Below are 22,823 nucleotides of genomic sequence, written 5' to 3' on the forward strand. Positions count from 1 at the left end.
GGGCTGTCACTTCGCGTTGGAACCAAGCGGCGCGACGGACGCCACCGCTGCCGAGCGGGGGGCTGTGCGCTGGGTGTGCTGGGTGCGCCACAGTGAGTAGCCAAGGCAGATCAGGGCCATGGCCGTGGGGATGGCAAACAACCGCTCGTTGACCTGGGGAAGCAAGGGGATCGCCATGGTCGCGACGGCTCCGACGGCCAGCAGTACCGCAGCCCACCGGGTCAGGATCTTGGCCCGGTACAACGCAATTCCGAACAGCAGTCCGCCGGCCATGTACAAGATGCCCGAGGCGGCACTCAGCGGCAGCATCAGGCCGATGCTGCCAACCGGGTGGCCGCCGGTCGCCGCGACAAAGACGTCGTTAACGTACCCGGGGTTGCTGTGGGCAACGGCAGGCAGGACCACCGCGCCCATGGTCTCCATGCTGAACATGATCAGGTAGCCTGCTCCGAACACGAGGTACCCGATGAGGCCAAGCACGCCCATCCTCTTCACCTGGGACAGATACATGGCGGTGATACCGGCGAGCGACAGCAGCGCCATGACCATCTTCAGTGACTGGCGGAACGTGAACTCTGCTGTCGTGGCGAAGTTTGCATCCAGCTGCGGATGGTTGAACTGGACGCCAATAAACAACAGCCCTGCACCAACGGCGCAAAGGCCGCCCACGCGGATGAGGGTTGTGGGGTTGATGGACATGTTGACTCCTTGGATATGGATCTCCGTGGCCGTGTGCCGCGGGATAACTCCAAGGTAGAAGCGCGGTGGGTGAGCCGGCATCACCCAATGATGTGAGCGGCAAGGTGAGATCCGCGGGAGCCAGGTTCGTCCCGTGCGCCGCGCTGTGTCACAGCAGACCGCGTTCGCGGGCGGTGCGCACCGCGGCCCGGCGGTCGTTGACGCCCAGCTTGGTGAAAATATGCTTCGTGTGGGTGCGCAGCGTGTTGTAGGAGATGAACAGCTCACCGGCGATCGCCGGCCCGCTCAGCCCACCGCCCAGAAGCCGCAGCACATGCAGTTCCCGGGTGCTCAACGTTTCAGTACCCGCCGGTTTAGCCGTGCCCAAGGATCCAGTCGCCATCGTTTGGGTGTCCGACGCCGGACCATGGCCCGGGTGTGCAGCGTTGCCTTGGCTGTGGGCCAGGCTGAGGAGACGGGAGGCCCGTCTGGAGGTATGGCCAGGGCCGCTGGCGTGACTGGCCTCGCGCAACAATGCCTGCATGGGCGTCCCCTCATCGAGAAAAAGCCTTACGCGGCCTTCGGATTCGGCAGCTTCGGCAAGGGCGCTGGCAAACGACTCCCGGGCCAGGCCCTGGTGGCCCTGGGCGTCGTGGACAAGGGCTGCAAGCAGGCGGATCTCCACCGTGCTACCTGCTCTTCCTGAGGCTTCGGCGGTCTGAAGCAGACGCTCCAGCAGGGTTTCCACCGAAGGATCCAACGGCTTAGCTGGCTGGAGATGCAACTGTGCGGTGGAACCGGTGCCGGCCACTGTCCGGGCCAGCCCTGCGCGGTGCAGCCCTGCCCGGTCCAGCCCTGCGCGGTGCAGGGCAAGGAGCAGCCGCACTAAGGTGAGGGCGTCGTATTCGCACTCGTACAGGTGGTTGGCATCACCGGCGGCAAGTAGGCCCCGAGAACGCGCCCATGCGGCGGCCTGCGGCAATTCGCCTTGCCTGATCCAGATACGGGCCTTCATGGCAGCGAGGGGGCGCACCTCAGGGAAGAAACCCCGATGGTAGAGCGGTCCGGCCTGGTTGAGAAAATCAAGGGCCAGCCCTTCGTCACCGGAGGCAGAGGCCAGTAGCGCCCGCGCCACAAACCACCGGTAACTACTTTCGACCGTGGGGGCACGCTCGTAGAAGTCGCCGGCAGCGGCGAGGTGCCGGGCAGCGGCGTCGAGCTCGCCCGCCTCGCAGTCAATTTCGCCCAGCCCCACATGCAGCTCCGCAGTTGCCCGCGCCACGGAACCGCCCAGTTCTCCGGCCCGGGCCAAGGTATCCTCCAGCAACCGGCGTGCCGTTACTGGCCGGCCAGCGGCGAGCCACATGTCAGCAAGCAGTGCCGTGCTGCCGAACGCATCAACGAGGTTGCCGGCAGCATGCAGGTCCGCAACCGCCCGGCCGAACGTTTGCAGCGCCGCATGCACATCCCCGTCAACCCAGGCGGCCAGCCCCAGGAAGCCGTTCGCGGCGCCCCGGGCGAGGTGGTCCGCCGAGCCCGCCAGCTCAAGCGCCTGCCGGGCATGCGCCGCAGTGCCAGCCACATCGCCGCGTGCCTGAGCGAGGGAGGCCCGATAGATCGCGATGGTAGCCGGAATCGTGGCGAACTCCTCAATGCCGGCCCACGGGGACGCCGGCCCGGGCGGTGCCGCGGCCATGACACGTTCAGCTTCCTGAAGGCGGGGCTCAACGCCGTCGAGCTCGCCGGTGGACATGAGCATGTAGGCGTCAAACACGCCAAGCACGGGGCTACTGCGGATGGCGGACTCGGGCAGCAACTTCAGCCAGTCCCGCATCACAGAGTCCTGGCGGTTGCGCCGGATGGCCGGTACCGCCAGTTCCATGAGGTGCGCCGCCCGGCCAAAGTCCTGTGCCGACACGGCGTGCCGGACAGCCTCGTCCATGAGCTCCCGGTCCTGAAACCAGTGGCTGGCACGCTGGTGCAGCAGCGGGACCAGGCCGGGCCGTTCGTTGAGCAGGCGCGCCCGCAGGACGTCGGCGAAGAGCTGGTGGTAGCGGTGCCATTCCCTGTGTCCGTCGAGAGGGACAAGGAAAAGGTTTGCACGCTCAAGGGCTAGCAGCATCCCGCTCCCGCCCGCCCTGCCCGTCACGGCGTCACAGAGCGCCCCGGTAAAGCGTTCGAGAACGGCCGTTTCCAGAAGGAAGTCCCGCACTGGTTGGGGCTGGCACACAAGGACCTCTTCGACAAGGTAGTCGAGGATGAAGCTGTCATCCCCGGCGAATCGGGCGATGAACGCTGCCGGGTCTGTGCGGCCCTGCAGGGACAGTGCTGCCATCTGAAGGGCGGCAATCCACCCCTCCGTCCGCTGTTCCAGGACCGCAATCTGGGCCGGTGCCAGGTCCTGCCCTGCCACGTCATTGAGGTACGTTGACACCTCGCTTGGCGTGAATCGCAGTTCTGCAGCCCGGATCTCGGCCAGTTCGCCACGCACCCGCCACCGTGGCAGGGGTAGCAAGGGGTCGGCCCGGGTGCTTATCACCACGTGCACCTGGGGTGGGAGGTGTTCGAGCAGGAAGGCCATGCCCCGGCCGACTTCGTAGCCGTCGGCGGCGTGGTAATCGTCAAGGACCAGCCACAGCTCGTGGGGGTCCGCGGTTAGCCCGTTCAGCACTGCCGTGAGCGCAAGCTCGGTGGGGAAGGGGAAAGCCTGAAGTAGCTCCGCAGCCGTGGATCCGATACCGGGAAGCACAGTTTGGAGCGCGGCAACCACGGCGCCCCAGAACGCCTCCGGTTCGCTGTCGGATGCGTCGAGGGAGAGCCAGGCGATGCGGCCGCCGTGGCCCGCCGCATGTTCAAGCCATTCCGCCATGAGAGTCGTTTTGCCGAACTCGGCTGGGGCGGACACTAGCATTAGCCGTAGTTCAGTGCCGCTGCGCATCAGCGCGTTGAGCCGTGGCCGTGTGATCAGGCCAGGCCGCAGTCTGGGGCGGCGCAGCTTGCTGGCAACAACCTCACGTGCCATGGCCCACCATTCCTCGATAGTGCTGCCCTGTGTGTCACAGCGTCGATGCTGGCTACGCTACGGCGCTTTGGTCATACTGGGCCGGCTCAAGGACACCCGCTAAACACTTAGGTTCCGGGCGTGTTGCAACTGGGTTTAGTGTACTGCTGCCCGGTCCCGGGCTCCACGATTGATCGGCCGGCTGTCCGGCAGCACCTAAGCCGGCTGAACAAGGTGTCTGGGCGAATGCTGGAAGTTCCGAAGGTGCCTTGACGGGGTTGTCCTTGACAGTCTTGTCACACCGCAGACACCATGGCAGGGACAGACATATGCCGGTGTGCTTGCGCTGACCCGGCCGGATCTGCGACGCAAGGAGAATACAATGGCGCGAGATGAAACGGTGTTACCACTGTCGGGACTTTTGCCCGCCGAGCTGGAAGCGCTCCGGCCGTTTGTTGTGGATCTGGAGAATGGACACTTCTCCGGACTGCCGGGGGCGTCAGGCCATGCGGAGCTCAAAACGGTCCCGGCCGACGTCGATGCCATCTTCTCCACTCATTTGCCGGCTTTTGCGGCGTCCAGGGGCGGGGGAGCGGTACTCGTCGTGTTCTGGGCCCATGGTGGCTTGGTCAGTGAAGGGTCAGCGCTCACCGCCGCCCAGCGGAACATCCCTTGGTGGCTTGCGAACGGCATCTACCCCATCCATTTCGCCTGGCATACGGGTTTCTGGGACTCGTTGGGCGACTTGGTGGCTGACCACGCCCGGGAGATCTGGACCCCCACTGCCGCGGATAAGTCGATGGGTGCAGCCGCGGCCAGCCTGACCGGATTCCCCTCAGTTGCCAGCGGCCGCGGACTGAACTCTCCCGTCACGGACTCCTCCAACAAGCTCATTGAGGAACTGCTGCGCCATGTAGGCGGCATGGCAATCTGGGCTGCCATGAAGGAGAACGCACTCAAGGCCTCCGAGCCCGGGGGAGGGGCCGCCTATGTTGCCGCGGCCATGGCGGCTTTTCAGTCGCACAATCCCGACACGGCCACGGTGCATGCGGCGGGGTTTAGCGCCGGTGCCAACTTTCAAGAACATTTTCTCCCGGCGGTGGTACGTAATGGCGGGGCCATCGACACGTGCACCTTGCTGGTCCCGGCTGTGGGCACGGAGGAGTTCAAGCGGACCCTGTTGCCGCTTCTGGGGCAGGGCGTGGGGCGAATCGCCGTGTTTGGCATGAAGACGGTCCTGGCCCGCGAGGACAACTGCTTCGGCATCTACCGTGGATCTCTCCTAGACTTGATTCGGGCCGCGCTAGATCCAACACCCGGCACCCCGATCCTGGGCCTGCAACAGTGCATAGGTGAGGATACTGTCCTGAACGCGTTGTTCAAGGTTTACCCTGAGACGGGCCCGGCCGAATCCGTGTGGTCCGTCACGTGCGATGGAGCATTGGATGCCCGCTCGGCCGCCACGACGCATTCGGCGTTCGACGACGACGTGCCCACCATGGACAGTGTGGTTCGCCGGATCACCGGCCGCAAGAGCATTGTCTCCTTTGGGACCACGGCCCACGCACGTCTTTTGGCCGTGGCTGGCAAAATCGCCCTTTGATCAGCCGCTCGGTGCTGGGAGTCAGCGCGGCAGCGCATCCAGAATCACGGTGAGCCCGATCTCGAATTCGTCACCTAGGTCGTAGCCGGGCTTCCTGAAGGGCAAAGCCGTGAACGCAACTGTCGAGCAGCGCATAGGGTGAGCCGTCAGTGCCACGGAAAACCCGGCAGGACGCTGCACGCCCGAGGGTTGCATCGTCGTGTCAGAGGGTTGCGGGACCAGGTGAGGGTCTGGGCACCTTTCTAGTCAATCCCGTCACCTACGTCCCTATTGTGCTCATACTGCTGCTGCTCGCCGGCGCGCGCCGATCGTGTGGTTCGCCTACCTTCGGATCCACGGAATTCTCCCAACACGGCTGCGGATTCTTACCCGACCAGATTGGGTGATGGTTCTTGGGGCACTCGTATACAGTGTGTGGCATCTGGGGGCAGGCTACAGCAACCCTGGTCATGAGGGGCTCGGGGTCTGAGGAGGATCGGTACGGAAATTCTCGTTTAGGGTGTGTCGATGCTGATTCTGGCTTTGAACGGTGGAACTGGCCGTCGGGATCCGTGGGATCGCGGACGGCGCCTCCGATGTTTAGTCTGGCTTCGTGTTGGGTGGGCTCCGTGAGAAGTCGACTGCACAATTCTCAGGAGCGTAGTGGTTCGGCTGCCCTGCGTTGTCCGCGTTCAACGGCCCGGTAGATGGTGGATCGGCTGATGGAGAATAGTTCGGCCATTTCGGTCATGGTGTATTCCCCCGCATCGTGCAGTTCCAGGAGGTGGGCTTCTTGTTTCACGGTGAGTTTTGGCTGTTTTCCCCGGAGTCGGCCGTTGGCCTTGGCGACCTTCATTCCTTCGCGGCTGGCGAGGTCGCCGGATGTTTCGTGGGCATCCCGGACGGAACGGGCCAGGCGGTCGAGCTTGGTAACGACGAACGTGTCTCCGGCCCGGCACGCGGCGAGGGCTTCGCGAAGTCCGGCGCGATTCTTGTTTCTGCCGGTACAGCCATGATCAAAATACACGCCTTCGGGTTCAACGCCGAGGGCTGTCAGGGCGTCACGCCGGGCGGTGAGGTCTTGCTCTTCCGTGGACACGCGTAGCCGATCAGTAGTTGAGACATGCGGAATAGTGTTTCATATACCGATAGAATCCGCCGCCCCGTCTACGGACAGTTCACCGTACACCTTATACGGACACTTCATGGGCCACCATTTGAAAAGCAGTAGGTCAGCGGCTGGTGTGTCCGGTGGAGGACCGGCTTACGAAACGATTTCGAATGCCTATCAGGATGGACCCCTTACGGGTCTTTGCGAGGATAGGACGGTGGGGGGATCTCTGCCTGTTGACCAGTTCTGACCAGCCAATCACCCCTGCGTAAGCGCCGCCATTACCCGCGTTTGCGCACTGTCTCGATCCGCTCCCGCATCTACAAGTGCCCGATCCAGGCGGTGGCCATGGACACTCAGCACCCCGAACAAGAGGTGCTTGATCCCGACGTGATCGGAATGCAGCTCCCGCGCGGTGCGCTGCGCTGTCTTGAGGGCGTCCAGAGACTCGCGGGTGAATGGGAATGATGCTGAGGTGTCTGGCGGACCCGAGGGGACAAAACCTACTAACGCATCACGCACTTCCTCCGGCGAGACGCCCAGCGCCGTCTGTACCGTGTTCGGATAAGTGTGCAAAAGCCCCAATAGTAGATGCTCGGGACCGATGTACGAGTCATGTATAAACCTTGACTCTTCCCGAGCCATGACCACCGCCCGCCGGGCACTGTCGGTGTAGTTCCCAAACATCGTCGAACCGCTCATGCCCTTAAGCGTAGTCTTCCCGATGCGTCAGCACCACGGGTCGCGGGCGCGCCTCCCGATCCGGGCCTTGGCCGGTGAGAGCCATAACTCCATCCACTACTGCAAATCTCCGGTGTCCCGGTGAGCATTCCCGCAGTGGGACACCACTGATGCGAAACCTCAACGCTATTGTTTTGGTGTTGGCGGCGCCGTCCGCCGACAATGCTTGGCAAGCCGATGCGACGTGACAATACGGTTAGCCGCTTCTCACGCTTTTCACTAAGATAGAGCCCGAACCACGATAGGCGCCAAGGGCTACTATTCGAGGCCGCATGGGGCGTGCCGCGCTCGGCTTCGTTCGGATGGCCCTCAGATCTGGGCAGATGCAATGAAGACATAGATTCTAGGAGCCAAACCGTGACCGCTACCGATTCATTCCCAAACGGGGCGCCGTGTTGGGTTGAGACACTTCAACCGGACCCTGACGCCGCGGTGGCCTTCTACAGCGAGCTGATGGGCTGGACATTCGACGACGCGGAACCGTGTGGCTACCGCGTCGCCCGGTTCAACGGACGACGCGTGGCCGGCATCGGGCAGGCTCCGGCCATGCTCGATCGCGGTGCTTGGGTGACGTACGTCCTGGTGGGTGACCTTAACAAGACCATAGAAGAGGTAAACGAGGCCACCGGCTCCGTGCTGGCAGGTCCACTAGAGGGCCAGAATGGTGAGCGTACCGCCTTGTTCGCCGATCCAAGCGGTGCAGTATTCGGGGCGCGCCAAGGCAATCCGGCAACCGTGGCCGAAGTTGTCGATGCACCAGGAGCCTGGCAGATGAGTGCGCTGCACACACCCGATCTCAGGGGCGCCCAAACTTTTTACGGCAGAATTTTCGGCTGGCAGATCGAGCCAATGCCTGAATCCGGAATCAGTCTGTGGCGCCTGGCTGGCAGCACACGTCGGGCAGCCGACCCGACGCTGCCCGATGACGTGGTCGGGGTCGCTGTAGAAGCTGACCCGGCGGGCGGTGTGCCACCCCATTGGGCGGTCAACATACAAGTCCTTGACGCCGATGATCTTGCCACCCGTGTCGTCGAGCTTGGCGGATCGATGCTCATGCCACCGACCGACACTCCAGGCTTCCGCAACGCCGTGCTGACCGACCCGAACGGCGGTGTCCTCGCTATCAGCCAGGTCATCATTCAGGCTGAATAGCCCACAAATCTTCAATGTGGACTCATCACCATTCATTTTTGTTTTCTCAGTCATGTGTCGCGCTGAGGGTTCCCGATACGGACAGGCTCGGGGGCGCTTGCCATTGGCATGCTCTAGTCCAGTGACCAACTGGCCCAACTTGCCCTTGGCGTACTATTTTTTCCGTTTTCTGCTTCTGACCGCAATTTCTTCTGGTGTACCACTGCGGTTGGTTTGAATATTTTCGGATCTGGGACCATCGGCGCAGGTCAGCACCTCAACGCGGTCGTGGATTGTCCTCGCGTGAAGCTGTCGACCCAGGCTCCAAGCGGCGGTGGGGTGGCTTTTGATGGTCAGAAAAAGAGGGGCTCCGGCGTCGGAGTCCTGCATCTCATCGATGGTCTGCCATTGCCGAACGAGCGGATCTTCGCATCCATGGTGGACGGCTGGTGCAACCAGCAGCTGGTAAGGGCCTTGGCGTTCTCCACCATCGAAGGCAGGCCAGTACCGCGGCAAGACTCGACCAACCCACCAAAGCCAGATAGTAAAAAAGCGACGAACACGGACTACTTGAATAGCGGTCGCTGCCAGTAGGCTGCCCCGACTCTTGCTGCACATTACCCTCAACAGCATGGGATAGAGCCGCACAGATGAACCCACTCCTACTTCTTTGCCCTTCTTGTCGTCGACGATTCCGTCGGAGGCCCCCAGCTCAGATGACGATCCGCAGTGGATCCTCCAGTGTCCGCTTCAACTCGCTGAGGAATGCCGCCGCGATGGCCCCGTCCAGCACCCTGTGGTCTGAGGTCATGGTGATTTTCATGACGCGCCGGCTGCGCAGTTCCCCGTCCTGTACGTATGGTTCATCCGTGGCGGCCCCCACGGCGAGGATGGCTGCCTCCGGTGGGTTGATGACCGCAGTGAAGTTGTCGATGCCGAACATGCCCAGGTTGCTGATGGTGAACGTTCCGCCGCTGAATTCGTTCAGCTTCAGTGTCCCGGAGCGGGCCTTTTCCGCCAGAGACTGCGTCTGTGCCGCAATCGTGTTAAGGCTCTTGTCATCGGCGCCGGTGACGACAGGGACCATCAGACCTTCGTCCAGGGCCACCGCCACACCAATGTTGATTCGTTGGTGTGCCAGAATCTTGTCTCCGGCCCACGAGGAGTTCACTTGCGGGTGGTGCCTGAGTGTGACGGCGCACGCCCGCACCAGCAGGTCTGTCACGCTGACCTTGACGTCTTGGTCCGCGAACCGTTCATTGACCTCGCTCCGGAAACGGAACAGAGCATCGACGCCCACCACCACGGTCAGGTAGAAGTGCGGCGCTTCCGCGCTTTCGGTGAGCCGCTGAGCTGTCACCTTGCGCATCTGGGTCAGCGGGATCTCCACTGAGGCCTGAGCGGACGACGGCGGCTGGTCAGGCTGGGTGCCGCGGCCCGTCGACTGCGGCTCTTCTTCAACCGGTGGCTGCTCCGTTTCGGCCGCGGCTATGGCGGCTTCCACATCCGCGCGCACAATCCGCCCGCCGGGACCTGTCCCGGTGATCGTTGTAGGGTCCAGTCCGTGCCGGACAGCCTCGCGTCGGGCCAGGGGAGAGCTGAGCAGCCTCCGCGTGCTGGCGTCCGGCCGTGCATCGGCAGATGCAGGGGCCGGACTCGACGCGGGCTGGGCCGGGGTGGGCTTTGGCACGGGCGGGGCAGAAGCCCTCGGGGTGGAAGGGACGCTGCTGGCAGACGCCGAAACCGCAGCCTCAGCTTCCGGGCGGGCCGTGCCGCTGCCGTCTCCAATCACGGCCAGGGGCTGGCCGATAGCCACCGTGGTGCCCTCCGGCACCAGCAGCTTCTCCAAGATTCCGTCCTCGAAGCTCTCCAGCTCCATCGTGGCCTTGTCGGTGTCGATCTCGCCGAGCACGTCACCTTGCCGGACCGTGTCCCCTTCCTTTTTGAGCCACCGGCTCAGTACCCCTTCCTCCATCGTGTCGGAAAGCCTGGGCATGACTACTTCGGGCATGGATTCTTCCTCTCAGATGGCAGAGTCAAGGGGCTCGGCTGCGGCCGGGGTGAAGCCGGTGGCGTCGAGGAGTTCGCGGATGACCTTGATCAGGTCGTTCGCATCCGGCAGCGCCGCCAGTTCGAGCGGTTTGGCGTAGGGCAAGGGAACTTCTGCCGCTGCCACGCGGCGAACCGGCGCATCCAGGTAGTCAAAGGCCCCTTCCATGAGGGTGGCGGAGATTTCCGCGCCAATGCCGTAGCTGAGCCAGTCATCCTCTAGGACCACGGCCAGGCTGGTCTTGCGGACGGATGCGCAGACCGTTTCCCGGTCCAGCGGGCGCAGGCTGCGCAGGTCCACTACCTCGATGGAGATGCCTTCACCGGCGAGCTGGCGTGCCACTTCCAGGGCCACCGTGGTGGCGCGGGAGTAGGAGATCACCGTCAGGTCTGTCCCTTCCCGTGCCACGGCTGCCTTGCCGATCTCTGCTACGTGTTCGACGTTGGGCACCTCGCCCTTGGTGTTGTACAGAGACAGGTTTTCCAGGAAGATCACCGGGTCATTGTCCCGGATCGAGGCCAGTAGCAGGGCCTTGGCGTCGGCCGGGTTGGAGGGTGCAACCACCTTCAGCCCGGGGACGTGCGCGAACCAGACCTCAAGGTTCTGTGAGTGCGTGGCGGCCAGCTGCTGGCCGCCACCGCCGGGCATCCGGATCACCATGGGAACCGGCGTTTGGCCGCCGAACATGCCGTAAATTTTGGCCGCATGATTGACGATCTGGTCCATCGCAATCAGGCTGAAGTTCAGGGTCATGATTTCCACCACCGGACGCATGCCCAGCATGGCGGCGCCGATCGCGGCCCCGACGAAGCCCTCTTCCGCGATGGGCGTATCGCGCACCCGTTCGGGCCCGAATTCGGCCAGGAGGCCGGCGGTAATCTTGTAGGATCCCTCGAAGATCCCAATCTCCTCGCCCAACAGGATCACGTTCTTGTCCCGGGCCAGTTCGTTCCGGAGGGCGTCGTGCAGTGCCTGACGGTAGGTGATGACGGTGTTGGTGGTCTGCTCGCTGGTCATGGGATCACCGCCACGGGGTCACCGGGCAAGGCATGGGAGGCATTCGCGACCGGGCTGGCGTAGGCGTAGTCGAAGAGCTGGTCCGGGGTGGGGTCCGGGCTTGAATCGGCAAACGCGACGGCGGCGGCAACCTTTTTGTCCGCTTCCGCCTCGATGTCCTGTGCCTGGGCCTCGTCCATCATGCCCGCAGCCAGTAGGCGCCGGCGCATCAGCGGGAGTGGGTCTGCGGACTGGGCAATTTCGAGGTCCGACGCTGAGCGGTACCGGGCCGGGTCTACCACCGAGTGACCCCGCAACCGGTAGCTCATGACCTCCAGAAGCGCCGGCTTTCGTTCCAACCGTGCACGGTCCAGCGCACGCTGGGCGCCTTCGCGTACGGCCACCACATCGGTGCCGTCTACCCGCTCACCGGGAATTCGGTAGGAACAGCCTCGTTTGTACAACTCCGGTTCCCCTGCGGCGGCCTCGACGGTGGTTCCCATGCCCAGGCGGTTGTTCACGATCACATACACGATGGGCAGGTTCCAGACGGCGGCGAGGTTCAGGGATTCGTGAAACGCCCCGATGTTGGTGGTGCCGTCCCCCATCTGGCACATGACGACCTCGGCGTCTGGGCCCGGCCGGCCGCGGTAGGTCAGGGCCAGTGCTGCGCCGGTGGCCGGGGGCAGCTGGCCACCGACGATGCCGTAGCCGCCCAACATCCGGGTTGCTGTGTCAAACATGTGCATTGATCCTCCCCTGCCCTTGGACACCCCGGTTGACTTGCCGAACAGCTCCGCCATCACCGCACCTGGGGTCATGCCGCGCATCAATGCGTACCCATGGTCACGGTAGTTGGTGAACAGGTAGTCGCTGGGCGCCAACGCCTCCATCAGCCCGACGACGGTGGCCTCCTCGCCCAGGTTCAGGTGGCAGTAGCCGCCGATCTTCGCGCGTTTGTACATCTGATCTGCGCTGAGCTCGAACTTGCGGATCAGGACCATGTCAGCGTAGTAGCCCAGCAGGCGTTCCGGGGGTTCGCCTGCGGGGAAACGTTCCACTGCGTCCGTTTTTTTGGCCGTAGCAGCCGTCTCTTTTCCTCGCGCCGCTGCCGGTTTCCGTCGTTCCGCCATGTGTCCTCCTCCAAGATACTGTGAACTGTGTTCGCGCTGGTGTGCATGCCCGCTGGCATTCACGGGCCGGGGGGCTGCTCCTGCAGTGTGAAGCTGGCCCCGCCGCATTTGGGGCAGGTGGCCGGCGGGTTCTCCCCGCGCGCGGGTTCGCCGCAGACACCGCACACCCATTCGGTGGCAAGCAGCGCCACCAGATCGCCGCGGCTGATGATGCCGGCTAGGCGCCCGCTGGTGAGTACCGGCAGCCGGCCGATGCGTTGGCTGACCAGCAGGTGGCGGACGTCGGCGATGGCCGTGTCCGGGCTGACACTGATCACCGCGGTGGTCATGATTTCTGCAGCCGTGGTCCCGGTCTTGGCCAGCAGGTCATATTCGCTGACCAGCCCCAAAACGTGGCCCTCCGGGTCCACCACGGGCACCCCGGCGATCCGGTGCTCATGCAACAGTGCCGCGACGGCGGCCACCTCCAGCCCGGGCGTAACGGTCACAACGGGATGGCTCATGATCCCACCGGCGGTGGTGGGAATCCTTGTTTCCATGGTTCCTACTTTCCGTGCACGTATCATCCCCATGCTTCGCCGTCGGCAGGGAACTGTCAACTATCGACGAGATGGTAAGGGGCTGTGTTGGCTCAAGCAATGGCCGAATGGATCCATGTGTTCAGATGGATTGACGGTAGCCGAAGAACTCGTGATCGTTGTTGTAGCCGCCTAGTCCGCCTCCGACGTCGTCGAAGTCCTCGACGAATTCGATGCCCTTGATCCATTTGACGAGTTTGAATCCGAGCTGGGTCTCGTTGCGCAGCCGAAGCGGTGCGCCGTGTCCGAAGGAGAGCGTTTCCTCGTTCATGTCGTAGGCCAGCATGGTCAGTTTGTAGCTCATCTGCTCGATGGGTTGGGCGTCGTAGTAGATGCCGCCGTCGGGCCCGGCAGCGAAGGAGTAGAAGATCACCCATTTTGCCTCCGGCTTGGGCTTGGCGAGCTCGAGGATGGTTTGCATGGAGACTCCACCCCATTTGGCGACGCCGGACCAGCCCTGGATGCAGAAGTGCTGGGTGATCTGTTCATGGTGGGGCAGGGCACGCAGCTGTTCCATGTCCACTTCTATCGGGTTTTCGACGAGGCCGTTGATGCGCAGCTTGTAGTTGGCGAAATTGCCGCTTTCCAGGTCCTTGTATTCCTGGGTTTCAGGGTATTTTCCGTTGTGCCAAAAGTACGCGGAGATGTCCTTCTTGGTGTATTGGCCGGGCTTTGAATCAATGTGTTCAAAGAGGCGCTGGGCCGGGCCGATCAGGGCGAAGCCGACCTTTTGCACCACTCGAGGATGCCGGTAGGTGAAGGGTGTGGCTGCCACCCAGGCAACGATCACCACCACCATGGAGGCTGCGAAAATCCAGAAGCCCGTCCATGACTCGTTGTCCTGGGAGGCGTACATGTGGTTGAGGTTGCGCAGGGCCCCTGTGGTCATCACCAGCGTGACGTGGATGAGGATGAACAAGATGAACCAACAGAGCACCAGGAAGTGTAGGGAGCGGGCCACCTGGATGCTGAAGACGGTACTGACGGTCTTGAAGCGGGTGGAGAGGGCCGGGGACATGCCAAGTCCTGTGATGAGGGCGGCGGGTGCGGCGATGAACACTGTGATGAAATAGGCCAGTAGCTGCAGGCCGTTGTAGTTGACCCAGCCGGTTTCCAGCGGCCAGTCCAGGGACAGGTACTGGATGGCGACCGAGAGGGAGTTGGGGAACACATCCCAGCTCAACGGCACCAGCCGCATCCATTGGCCGGTGGAGAAGATCAGGATGTAAAAGATGATGCCGTTGAGCAGCCACAGCGTGTCAATGCCCAGATGCCACCACCGGGCCAGGCCGATGGAGTGGCGGCGGCCGGGTAGGCCCACGCCAGCAGGCAGTGTGATGGAATCCTGCTTCGCGGTATACAGCGGGTCCGTGGGTACCGGCTTTTGGATGCGGAACCATTCCTTGCCCGGTGTTGAATGCCGGGTCCAGTACAGGCGGGGGTGGTCGGAGAGGATGGTGAGTCCTGATCGGATGATGAAGATCATCAGGAACAGGTTCAGGAAGTGTTGCCAGCCCAGCCAGGACGGAAACCCGACAGGTGCATTGCCAGGGAGTTCAGAGGTGCCGGGGTAGCGGACCATAAAGCCCTGTACGGCGGGCAGTTCGCGGATACCCTTGGCAACGGCGATGCCGATGATCAGCAGCAATAAACCGATGGGGATCAGCCAGAGTAGGTTGAACCACTTGCCGCTGCCGCGCCCGCTGCCCTCGCCGGGCCCAATCCTGACCCGCGGGGCAACACCGTACTGGGCGGGGACACCTCCGGCCCAGTCCTCGTCCACCACGGTGTACCTCGTGCTGTCGAGCTCGTCACGAAAACTCTTCCTCGTTCCGCCCGCCCCAATCTCTGCTGCGGGTTCGTGCTGGCCGTTCGGTAGCGGGTCCATACTCCCGAGCGTAGCCCCGATCGGGCCGCATAGGGCCGGAATACGGAAAGCAGTTCAGGGGCTGGGGGAGCGCAGGGCGGAGAGCACGTCAGCGTTGAGCCGCGAGATCATATCCAGCGGGATGCCGGCTGGGCACACGGCCGTGCATTCGCCAATCTGCGTGCATCCGCCGAAGCCCTCCTCATCGTGGGCGGCCACCATGGCCAAAGCCCGGGCGCCCCGCTCCGGCTGGCCCTGCGGCAGCGCACCCAAATGCGTGGCCTTGGCGCCCGTGAACAACATGGCCGAGCCATTGGGGCACGCAGCCACACACGCGCCGCAGCCAATGCAGGTGGCGGCGTCGAACGCCCGGTCCGCGGCTGCCTTGGGCACCAGTGTGGCGGCGGCGTCCGGTGCCGAGCCGGTGGGGGCGCTGATGTACCCGCCGGCCGCGATGATCCGGTCAAGGGCACTGCGGTCCACGATCAAGTCCCGCACCACCGGGAAGGACTCCGCATGCCAGGGTTCGACGTCTATCACGTCACCGTCGCTGAAGTGGCGCATGTACAGCTGGCAGGTGGTGGTCAGGGCCTCGGGGCCGTGGGCCACGCCGTCGATCGCCAGCGAGCACATGCCGCACACACCCTCGCGGCAGTCGTGGTCAAACGCCACAGGCTCCTGCCCGTCAAGGGTGAGCGTCTCATTGAGCACATCCAGCATCTCCAAAAATGACATGTCGGCACTTACGCCCTCGACCGGGTAGGCGATCATCCGGCCGGGGGAGTCGGCGTCGTGCTGGCGCCAAATACGCAAGGTGATATTCACTTGTAGCTCCTCTGCGTCAGTGCCACGAAGTGGTACTCCAGCTGTTCCTTGTGCAGCCTGGGCGGGGCGTCATCGCCGTCGAACTCCCACGCCGCCACATAGGCGAACCCGGCATCGTCACGCAGCGCCTCGCCGTCGCCGGTCTGGCTCTCCGTGCGGAAGTGACTGCCACAGGATTCTTCGCGGTGCAGCGCATCGATGCACATGAGCTCGGCCAGCCCAAAGAAATCCGCCACCCGCCCGGCGCGCTCCAGCGTTTGGTTCAGTTCCTCATTGACGCCGGTGACTTTCAGATTGGACCAAAACTCCGCCTGAAGCGCCCGGATGAGCCCGACGGCGTGCACCAACCCGTCCGCGTTGCGCTCCATCCCGCAGTACTCCCACAAGATGGTGCCAAGCTCCTTGTGGAAGGAGTCAACGGTGCGCTCGCCAGCAATCGCCAACAAAAAGGCCAGGCGCTCGCGGACGGCCTCCACCGTTGCCGCCACTTCCGGATGGCTTTCCTGCAAGACGTCGGAGGGCCGGCTTTTAGCCAAATAGTCGCCGATGGTGTTGGGCAGGATAAAGTAGCCGTCGGCCAGTCCCTGCATGAGGGCGCTGGCGCCGAGCCGGTTGGCGCCGTGGTCGGAGAAGTTCGCCTCGCCGATGACAAACAAGCCCGGGATGGAGCTTTCCAGATCGTAGTCCACCCACAGCCCGCCCATGGTGTAGTGCACGGCCGGGTAAATGCGCATGGGACCGGCGTAGGGGTCCTCGTCGGTGATCTTTTGGTACATGTCCAGCAGGTTGCCGTATTTCTCCTCGATCGTGGCCCGGCCCAGGCGGGCGATTGCGTCGGACAGATCCAGGTACACGCCGCGGCCCCCGGGTCCCACGCCGCGTCCGGCGTCGCACTGGTTCTTGGCGGCCCGTGAGGCGACGTCGCGGGGCACCAGGTTACCGAAGGCCGGGTAGGCGCGCTCCAAATAATAGTCGCGCTCGACCTCCGGGATGTCCTGCGGCGGGCGCGGGTCCCCGGCCGTGGCGGGCACCCAGATCCGGCCGTCGTTGCGCAGTGATTCACTCATGAGCGTCAGCTTCGACTGGTGCTCGCCGCTGACGGGGATACAGGTGGGATGGATTTGGGTGAAGCTGGGGTTCGCGAACAGGGCACCCCTGCGGTGGGCGCGCCAGATCGCCGTCGTGTTGCAGCCCATGGCGTTGGTGGAGAGGTAATAGGCGTTGCCGTAGCCGCCCGAGGCGAGCACGACGGCGTCGGCCAGGTGGGTTTCCAACTCACCGCTGACCAGGTCCCGGACCACCACCCCAACAGCCCTGCCGTCCACCACGATCAAGTCCAGCATTTCGTGGCGGGTGTTGACCTCCACCGTGCCGGCCGCGGCCTGCCGTTCCAGTGCCTGGTAGGCGCCCAGCAGCAACTGCTGGCCGGTTTGCCCGCGGGCGTAGAAGGTGCGCGAGACCTGGACGCCCCCGAAGGAGCGCGTGTCCAACAGGCCGCCGTAGTCGCGGGCAAAGGGCACGCCCTGAGCCACGCACTGGTCGATGATGGCCGAGCTGACCTCGGCCAATCGGTACACATTGGATTCGCGGGAGCGGTAGTCGCCGCCCTTTACGGTGTCGTAAAACAGGCGCCGGACGCTGTCGCCGTCGTTGCGGTAGTCCTTGGCTGCGTTGATGCCGCCCTGGGCTGCAATGCTGTGCGCGCGCCGGGCGCTGTCCTGGTAGCAGAAGCTCTTGACTTGGTAGCCGGCCTCGCCGAGCGTTGCCGCGGCCGAGGCGCCGGCAAGACCCGTGCCGACTACAATCACGGAGAGCTTGCGGCGGTTGGCAGGGTTGATCAGCTTCGCCTCGAAGCGCCGTGCCGCCCAACGATCCGGCAGCGGCCCCGTGGGTGCCTTCGTGTCGTGGATGGGCCCGCCCACCGTAAATAAATCGGCCATTACTGCACCCACCCCAGAAGGATCACGAGCGGCGGGATCAGGAACCCCACCACAATCACGGCGGTGACGGCGGTTGCGGCCACGTTCAGGCCCCGCCGGCGTGCCAGCGAGGTGTTGGCGCCCAGAGAGGCAAAGGCGCTCCACAGCCCGTGGCGCAGGTGAAATCCCAGCGCCGCGAGGGCCACCACGTAGGAGAGCACCACCCACCAGACGGAGAAACCGTTGACCATGCGCTCATACGGGCTCGACGACGCCCCGCCGGGTGCGATGACATCGGCAGTTAGGTGCAGCAAATGGTAGATGACGAACAGCCCGATGATAATGCCGCCCCACCGCAGCGTGAAGGAAGCGTAGCTGCGCTGGACGCCGCGACGGTTCCTGGTGCTCTCATAGCGCCACGCCCCCTTGCCGCCGGTGGCCGCCCGGGAGCGGTGCCACAACGTGAACGCAGCGTAGATGTGGAATGCCACGCACAGCAGTAGCACCACGCGCAAGATCCACAGCGCCCCGGCGTAAGGCAGCAGTGGCTCGGCAATGGTGCGCAGAAATTCCGAGTAGCCGTCGAACGCCTGCTGGCCCTCAAAGATTTTCAGGTTCCCGTACATGTGCGCCAGCAGGAACAACACCATGATGAGCCCGCTAATGGCCATCCCCGCGTGGAGCACCACGGAAGACCGCAATGCTTTTTGCCGTGAGCCAACCCCGTTGACAGCCATGGGCTCACTGTATGCACGATTGCCCGAATGCACCATGGCTGGTTTCGCGGCGCAGACTTCACGACCCGCGAGCTCTGGTGACCTGGCGGGGTTCAAAGCTTGAATTCTAGGGGTCGCGTCCCTGCAGTGAGGGTGTCAGCTACGATGGCGCCATGACTGCTTTTGCGCAGGAACCGCAGGACTCCCGGATGGCCGTTGTGCTCGGCATACCTGCCGATGCGCTGCTGACCGGCGCCATCAGGAACGTGGATGCCCGGATCGAGGTGCTTCAAATGGGCGGCCTGGATCCGGTGGTGCGTGCGCGGATGCTAGCGGACGCCGAGGTCCTCTTCGGGATTCCGGCCGGGACCCCTGCCCAGTTGCGGGAGCTGCTGCACAGCAATGCCGCACTGCGATGGGTTCATGCGACGTGCCGGCAGTCACTGGAGCGGCTGCAGGCCGCTGACCCCAGCGAGGAAGCCCGAGAACGAATGCTGGTCACCGGACCTGGCGGGGGACATGCCGCGGCGGTGGCTGAATTTGCGATGTCCGGGTTGCTGGACTTTGCCAGGCCGTCACCCGGTGTTGGATCGGCCGCCGAGCGGGCGCCGTCGGAGCTTGCGGGCCAGACGCTTCTTGTTGTGGGCCTGGGCGCGGTGGGCGCCGAGGTGGCACGCCTGGGCAAGGCGTTTGGCATGCGGTTTTTGGCCATGACCCGGACAGGGAACGGTCGTGCGCCCCATGTCGATGAACTCCGCCCGGCGCGTTTTTTGGGGGACATGCTCCCGGTCTCCCACGCCGTCGTATTGGCCTTGCCGTGCAATGATCACACGGCAGGAAAATGACCGCAACCTCGGGTTGTTCACGGCGAATCTTGGCAGGTACCTGCGTGGTGAAGACTTAGTGGACCTGGTCCGGCCCGTCCGCTGAGCGGGCCGGCCCCGCACTCTTCGCGCCGGTGTCCTTCGCGCCGGTGTCCTTCGCGTTGGCGAGGACGTCCGCCAGGGGAATGGACGCGTCGGAGAGCTTTACGACGTCGACCGCCACGCCCGAGCGCACCAGTTCCTTGATGGTCTCGGTGACATCCCAAATGTTGACGTTCATGCCGGCCAGGACGCGGCAGTCCTTGAGCCAGAAGGCAACAAACTCCAGGGTGTCCGTGCTGCCGCGGACAATGACCTGGTCGTAGCCGCCGGGCACCACAAAACCGGAATATTCCATGCCGAGCTCGTACTGGTCGCTGTAAAAGTACGGGACCTGGTCATAGCTTGCTTCCAACCCCAGCATGGATTTGGCCGCGACCGCTGGCTGGCTGAGCGCGTTGAACCAGTGCTCCATCCGGATATGCTGGCCCAGCATGGGATGGAAGGCGTTGGCGACGTCGCCGGCCGCGAAAATGTCCGGATCCGAGGTGCGCAGGTGCTCGTCGACGGTGATACCGTTGTCCACGGCCAGCCCGGCGGCTTCGGCCAGGGCCGTGTTGGGCAGTGCGCCGACACCCACCACTACAAGATCCGCCTCGATCCGGGTGCCGTCAACGAGCTCCACGCCCTTGGCCCTGCCGTCAGCATTGGCAATGATGTGGCCCAGCCGGGCACCCGTGCGCAGATCGACCCCGTGCGAGCGGTGCAGGTCGGTGAACACCTTGGCCATCTCCGGTCCCAGAATGCGCAGCAGAGGTACCTCGCCGCGCTCCAGCAAGACCACGTCAACCTTGGCGGCGCGGGCGGCGGCCGCCACTTCCAGGCCAATCCACCCACCGCCGACAATGACCACGCGCTTGGCTTTGGTGAACGCAAACCTGAGCTGGATGGCATCCTCCACCCGGCGCAGGTAGTACACACTGTGGGGCCCGGCGTCGGGCAGTTCACGCGGTGAGGCTCCGGTGGCCAGCAGCACCTTGGCGTAGGGGACTTGCTGCCCGTTGGCGAGCCGAATGTGCTTGTGTTCGCGGTCAATGGCGGTGACGGTGGTGCTGGTGCGCAGTTCAACATGGTGCTCCGCGTACCAGTGCTTCGGGTGGACGTAGATATTCTCCCGCTCCGAGGTGCCCTGCAGAAAGCTCTTGGATAGGCCGGGCCGTTCGTAGGGCCGCTCCGGCTCCGTCCCGAACAACAGGATGCGGCCGCTGAAGCCCTGCGCCCGCAGAGCTTCAGCGGCTTTCGCGCCGGCCAGTCCCGCCCCGACGATCACAAACGCTTCACTCATGGCTCTACCCTCTTTCGGAAATCAAGGGGGCCTGGGAGGGGTCCCGCTCCTCTCAGGGTAGCTCCGCCGTCGCTGACGTGTCGGAGGGGCTGCCGGGGGGTGGTATGGCGGCGGCAGGTCTTCCGGTACTTTTCTCCCGGTCACACAGAGGCAGACAACCTCTTCCGGAACCTAAGGTCCATCTCGTGCATGGTTCGCAGAGCGGCAATATGTCCCACGTTGGCGTTTCTACCTGGTGCCGTCAGCGCAACCCTGACATGGCTGCCCCCGCCTTTGGTAAAGCGTTTCATGTCCACGTAGCCGGCATTGGTCAACTGCTTAAGATGGTTGCTCACTACCGAATCTGCAACCCCAAGCACATCAGGTAGTTGGGCAAACTCGGCCCACTGAACAGGAGCCAGCCCGGCACAGATGCGCAAACGTACCGGGGCATAGATCAGCTCATCAAACACGGCGGGGCTAGACGGGGCGCTCACTGGCGTCCTTGAGCCGATTCTTGATCGTCGCAGCGCGCATGCGCGATATGGCGAACCAGCCCACGGCGAACATCAAAAGCCACTTGGAGCCAACTTCCCACCAAGTGAAAGCTTCCAAAATCTGCTTCCCTGCAGGGCAAGCATCAACAGCATGACATACGCCACGTAGGCCCGGGAGTGGCTGAGAACTGCCCGCCGCGTGGGGCTTCGGTGTTATCAGCCATTGCGTCAGAGGCTGCGGCCACCTCCGAGAGTGCCTCGAGGGGATCCAGATCTGTGGACCATGGAGTTTCTTCAGTCGTAAGCTTCTCTCTTTCCAAGATGGACAGATGATGTTCTCCACCTTGGAAAGTCAATGGCTGGCTGATTTGACCAAATTTTCGCACTCATCACAACGGGCCTGCTGTGGGCTGATCATAGGATGCCTTCCGTGCGCCAATTGGCCAGCGACCTGGCGCAGCGTGATGTACCCAGCCGACTGGTAAACATTGAAGTACTGTCACCGGAAGACCAGTTGGCGTTTGGCCGCCTCAATGTTGGGATAGGTGAACAGGACTATGGCACCCCCTGCGCCAACCAGCCGAACAGGATCCCGATTGCTAGTGCGCAAACCGTCACGAGGGCATAGGCGACAAGGGTGAGGGGACCGAGCGTGCCCAGAGTCGACAGGATTCCATATGTTCGTAAACTGGGCCGGCGTCACTTACGGACGAGAGGGCCGCGGCGCCCGGTGCGTGTCACCTGGGCGTGTCGGTTCTGGCCGCAATTTCCGTCTCGAACCGTTCGACGTCGGCGCGGTGGCACAGTTCGGTGGCCGGTGTCAGGACGGCTGCAGTTCCTGCCGCAACCGCCGACCTCAGGGCCACCTCGGCCGGGTATCCTTGGGCAAGCCGCAGCACGAAGGCGGCCAGGAAGCTGTCGCCGGCGCCGACAGTGCTGACCACCCGTACCGGGGGAACCTGCAGGCGGCAGATCCCTGCCTTGGAGGCGAGCACGGCTCCAGCATCGGCCAGGGTCAGGGCGACATATTCGGCGGAACCTTGGCCCGTCAGCTCTGCGGCCGCAGCGATCTGGCTCTCCTCGGTGTCAAGAGCGGTTCCGGCATGTTCAGCCAACTCCCGGCGGCTGGGCTTAATCAAAAACACGCCTTCGGCCAAGGCTTCCGCGAGCGCCGGTCCCGAGGTGTCCACAACACACCGTGCGTCGGCATTTCGTGCCAGGCGGGCGACGCGGGCGTAGAAGTCGTCGGGGACCCCGGGCGGCAGGCTGCCGCTGGCGACGACATAGCCGCCTGCACGGATGGAGCGCTGGACCAGCTGCAGGCAGTTGCGCCACTCGTCTTCACTGAGTTCGGTACCTTCAAGGACGAATCGGAATTGTTTGCCGGTTGAATTCTCATCGACCGTAAAGTTTTGCCGGGTGTTCCCACGCACGGCCGCCACGACGGCGGGAATCCCTTGGGCTTCCATCAGCTTGCGGTAAGTGTCTCCGGTGGTACCGCCTGCTGTGTAAATAGCCAAGACGTGGCCGCCGAGCCGGTGGATAACCCTGGCAACGTTGGCCCCTCCGCCTCCCGGGTCCATATGGCTTCCCTGGCAGCGAAGCTTGTGGTCGCTGTAAACGAGGTCCGTTGAGGTACTCACGTCCAATGCAGGATTCATGGTGAGGGTCAGGATCGGTGTGGCGAGAATTGTGGGGAAGCTGTCCATGGTCCCCAGCATAGGACATCACTTTGGTTGCCCGGGTAGGACTTGTCAATGGCCTGGACTGAGGGGCTTCTCTGCGTGATTTTTTGTGTGAACCGGTGCCAA

20 protein-coding genes are annotated in these 22,823 nt (G+C 63.7%); 4 read left to right on the forward strand and 16 right to left on the reverse strand.

The features are described from left to right. Window positions 1–6: 6 nt before the first annotated feature. The gene (locus AOC05_RS05740; RefSeq protein WP_062006409.1) at window positions 7–699 is read right to left on the reverse strand and encodes a hypothetical protein; all 693 of its coding nucleotides are present in this window, start codon (window positions 697–699) and stop codon (window positions 7–9) included. A 148-nt stretch (window positions 700–847) separates the two neighbouring features. Then, window positions 848–3,700, reverse strand: coding sequence for a LuxR C-terminal-related transcriptional regulator (locus AOC05_RS05745; RefSeq protein WP_062006410.1), 2,853 nt, complete (start codon window positions 3,698–3,700; stop codon window positions 848–850). A 361-nt stretch (window positions 3,701–4,061) separates the two neighbouring features. Here AOC05_RS05745 and AOC05_RS05750 point away from each other — a divergent pair, with 361 nt between their 5' ends. Beyond that, complete coding sequence (locus AOC05_RS05750) at window positions 4,062–5,282, forward strand: hypothetical protein (RefSeq protein WP_062006411.1); 1,221 nt, start codon at window positions 4,062–4,064, stop codon at window positions 5,280–5,282. 631 nt (window positions 5,283–5,913) lie between these two features. On the opposite strand, the gene AOC05_RS05755 is transcribed toward AOC05_RS05750, so the two are convergent. Both AOC05_RS05755 and AOC05_RS20715 read right to left on the reverse strand, forming a co-directional pair. Then, window positions 5,914–6,360 (reverse strand): recombinase family protein, encoded by a 447-nt coding sequence (locus AOC05_RS05755; RefSeq protein WP_231687184.1) that lies wholly within the window; start codon window positions 6,358–6,360, stop codon window positions 5,914–5,916. 270 nt (window positions 6,361–6,630) lie between these two features. After that, on the reverse strand, window positions 6,631–7,074 hold the full coding sequence (locus AOC05_RS20715) for a Clp protease N-terminal domain-containing protein (protein ID WP_082357790.1): 444 nt from the start codon (window positions 7,072–7,074) through the stop codon (window positions 6,631–6,633). A 396-nt stretch (window positions 7,075–7,470) separates the two neighbouring features. Here AOC05_RS20715 and AOC05_RS05765 point away from each other — a divergent pair, with 396 nt between their 5' ends. Then, the gene (locus AOC05_RS05765; protein WP_062006413.1) at window positions 7,471–8,265 is read left to right on the forward strand and encodes a VOC family protein; all 795 of its coding nucleotides are present in this window, start codon (window positions 7,471–7,473) and stop codon (window positions 8,263–8,265) included. A gap of 691 nt (window positions 8,266–8,956) precedes the next feature. On the opposite strand, the gene AOC05_RS05775 is transcribed toward AOC05_RS05765, so the two are convergent. The 8 genes from AOC05_RS05775 to AOC05_RS05810 form a co-directional block, all read right to left on the reverse strand. Continuing rightward, window positions 8,957–10,255, reverse strand: coding sequence for a dihydrolipoamide acetyltransferase family protein (locus AOC05_RS05775; protein WP_197277900.1), 1,299 nt, complete (start codon window positions 10,253–10,255; stop codon window positions 8,957–8,959). A 12-nt stretch (window positions 10,256–10,267) separates the two neighbouring features. Then, window positions 10,268–11,311: an alpha-ketoacid dehydrogenase subunit beta gene (locus AOC05_RS05780; protein ID WP_062006415.1), complete on the reverse strand. Its 1,044-nt coding sequence runs from the start codon at window positions 11,309–11,311 to the stop codon at window positions 10,268–10,270. Further along, the gene (gene pdhA, locus AOC05_RS05785) at window positions 11,308–12,423 is read right to left on the reverse strand and encodes a pyruvate dehydrogenase (acetyl-transferring) E1 component subunit alpha (protein ID WP_062006416.1); all 1,116 of its coding nucleotides are present in this window, start codon (window positions 12,421–12,423) and stop codon (window positions 11,308–11,310) included. Before pdhA ends, AOC05_RS05780 begins: the two co-directional genes overlap by 4 nt. A 59-nt stretch (window positions 12,424–12,482) precedes the next feature. Then, window positions 12,483–12,962 (reverse strand): CBS domain-containing protein, encoded by a 480-nt coding sequence (locus tag AOC05_RS05790; protein WP_062006417.1) that lies wholly within the window; start codon window positions 12,960–12,962, stop codon window positions 12,483–12,485. Window positions 12,963–13,083: 121 nt separating this feature from the next. Beyond that, on the reverse strand, window positions 13,084–14,889 hold the full coding sequence (locus tag AOC05_RS05795; RefSeq protein WP_062006418.1) for a molybdopterin-dependent oxidoreductase: 1,806 nt from the start codon (window positions 14,887–14,889) through the stop codon (window positions 13,084–13,086). 54 nt (window positions 14,890–14,943) lie between these two features. Continuing rightward, window positions 14,944–15,693, reverse strand: coding sequence for a succinate dehydrogenase/fumarate reductase iron-sulfur subunit (locus AOC05_RS05800; protein WP_062006419.1), 750 nt, complete (start codon window positions 15,691–15,693; stop codon window positions 14,944–14,946). Further along, entirely contained in the window at window positions 15,690–17,633 is a 1,944-nt protein-coding gene (locus AOC05_RS05805) for a fumarate reductase/succinate dehydrogenase flavoprotein subunit (RefSeq protein ID WP_062006420.1), read from the reverse strand. Before AOC05_RS05805 ends, AOC05_RS05800 begins: the two co-directional genes overlap by 4 nt. Next, entirely contained in the window at window positions 17,633–18,349 is a 717-nt protein-coding gene (locus AOC05_RS05810; protein WP_062006421.1) for a succinate dehydrogenase cytochrome b subunit, read from the reverse strand. The genes AOC05_RS05805 and AOC05_RS05810 overlap by 1 nt, the downstream gene beginning before the upstream one ends. 152 nt (window positions 18,350–18,501) lie before the next feature. On the opposite strand from AOC05_RS05810, the gene AOC05_RS05815 reads away from it, so the two are divergent. Then, window positions 18,502–19,173 (forward strand): NAD(P)-dependent oxidoreductase, encoded by a 672-nt coding sequence (locus tag AOC05_RS05815; protein ID WP_062006422.1) that lies wholly within the window; start codon window positions 18,502–18,504, stop codon window positions 19,171–19,173. Between the two features lie 55 nt (window positions 19,174–19,228). Here AOC05_RS05815 and AOC05_RS05820 read toward each other — a convergent pair whose 3' ends face one another. From AOC05_RS05820 to AOC05_RS20400, 3 genes are all read right to left on the reverse strand, one after another. Further along, window positions 19,229–20,536 carry an NAD(P)/FAD-dependent oxidoreductase gene (locus tag AOC05_RS05820; RefSeq protein ID WP_082357791.1) on the reverse strand — a complete coding sequence of 436 codons (1,308 nt, stop codon included), beginning with the start codon at window positions 20,534–20,536 and terminating at the stop codon, window positions 19,229–19,231. A gap of 140 nt (window positions 20,537–20,676) precedes the next feature. Continuing rightward, window positions 20,677–21,012 (reverse strand): transcriptional regulator, encoded by a 336-nt coding sequence (locus tag AOC05_RS05825; protein WP_062006423.1) that lies wholly within the window; start codon window positions 21,010–21,012, stop codon window positions 20,677–20,679. Beyond that, on the reverse strand, window positions 20,996–21,130 hold the full coding sequence (locus AOC05_RS20400) for a hypothetical protein (RefSeq protein ID WP_257720356.1): 135 nt from the start codon (window positions 21,128–21,130) through the stop codon (window positions 20,996–20,998). The genes AOC05_RS05825 and AOC05_RS20400 overlap by 17 nt, the downstream gene beginning before the upstream one ends. Before the next feature lie 312 nt (window positions 21,131–21,442). On the opposite strand from AOC05_RS20400, the gene AOC05_RS05830 reads away from it, so the two are divergent. Further along, entirely contained in the window at window positions 21,443–21,640 is a 198-nt protein-coding gene (locus tag AOC05_RS05830) for a hypothetical protein (protein ID WP_062006424.1), read from the forward strand. Between the two features lie 109 nt (window positions 21,641–21,749). On the opposite strand, the gene AOC05_RS05835 is transcribed toward AOC05_RS05830, so the two are convergent. Next, entirely contained in the window at window positions 21,750–22,721 is a 972-nt protein-coding gene (locus AOC05_RS05835) for a 1-phosphofructokinase family hexose kinase (protein ID WP_062009421.1), read from the reverse strand. Window positions 22,722–22,823 lie beyond the last annotated feature (102 nt).

This window comes from Arthrobacter alpinus, from assembly GCF_001294625.1.
GTDB classification, from domain to species: Bacteria; Actinomycetota; Actinomycetes; order Actinomycetales; family Micrococcaceae; genus Specibacter; species Specibacter alpinus_A.

What these genes read in the sequence shown, in the direction of transcription:
- pdhA (WP_062006416.1), bottom strand. Translation starts at nt 12,423, where the DNA reads ATGGCGGAACGACGGAAACCGGCAGCGGCGCGAGGAAAAGAGACGGCT.
- AOC05_RS05820 (WP_082357791.1), bottom strand. Translation starts at nt 20,536, where the DNA reads ATGAGTGAAGCGTTTGTGATCGTCGGGGCGGGACTGGCCGGCGCGAAA.
- AOC05_RS05790 (WP_062006417.1), bottom strand. Translation starts at nt 12,962, where the DNA reads ATGGAAACAAGGATTCCCACCACCGCCGGTGGGATCATGAGCCATCCC.
- AOC05_RS05805 (WP_062006420.1), bottom strand. Translation starts at nt 17,633, where the DNA reads ATGGCCGATTTATTTACGGTGGGCGGGCCCATCCACGACACGAAGGCA.
- AOC05_RS05745 (WP_062006410.1), bottom strand. Translation starts at nt 3,700, where the DNA reads ATGGCACGTGAGGTTGTTGCCAGCAAGCTGCGCCGCCCCAGACTGCGG.
- AOC05_RS05750 (WP_062006411.1), top strand. Translation starts at nt 4,062, where the DNA reads ATGGCGCGAGATGAAACGGTGTTACCACTGTCGGGACTTTTGCCCGCC.
- AOC05_RS05815 (WP_062006422.1), top strand. Translation starts at nt 18,502, where the DNA reads ATGACTGCTTTTGCGCAGGAACCGCAGGACTCCCGGATGGCCGTTGTG.
- AOC05_RS05795 (WP_062006418.1), bottom strand. Translation starts at nt 14,889, where the DNA reads ATGGACCCGCTACCGAACGGCCAGCACGAACCCGCAGCAGAGATTGGG.
- AOC05_RS05780 (WP_062006415.1), bottom strand. Translation starts at nt 11,311, where the DNA reads ATGACCAGCGAGCAGACCACCAACACCGTCATCACCTACCGTCAGGCA.
- AOC05_RS05740 (WP_062006409.1), bottom strand. Translation starts at nt 699, where the DNA reads ATGTCCATCAACCCCACAACCCTCATCCGCGTGGGCGGCCTTTGCGCC.
- AOC05_RS05835 (WP_062009421.1), bottom strand. Translation starts at nt 22,721, where the DNA reads ATGGACAGCTTCCCCACAATTCTCGCCACACCGATCCTGACCCTCACC.
- AOC05_RS20715 (WP_082357790.1), bottom strand. Translation starts at nt 7,074, where the DNA reads ATGAGCGGTTCGACGATGTTTGGGAACTACACCGACAGTGCCCGGCGG.
- AOC05_RS05775 (WP_197277900.1), bottom strand. Translation starts at nt 10,255, where the DNA reads ATGCCCGAAGTAGTCATGCCCAGGCTTTCCGACACGATGGAGGAAGGG.
- AOC05_RS05810 (WP_062006421.1), bottom strand. Translation starts at nt 18,349, where the DNA reads ATGGCTGTCAACGGGGTTGGCTCACGGCAAAAAGCATTGCGGTCTTCC.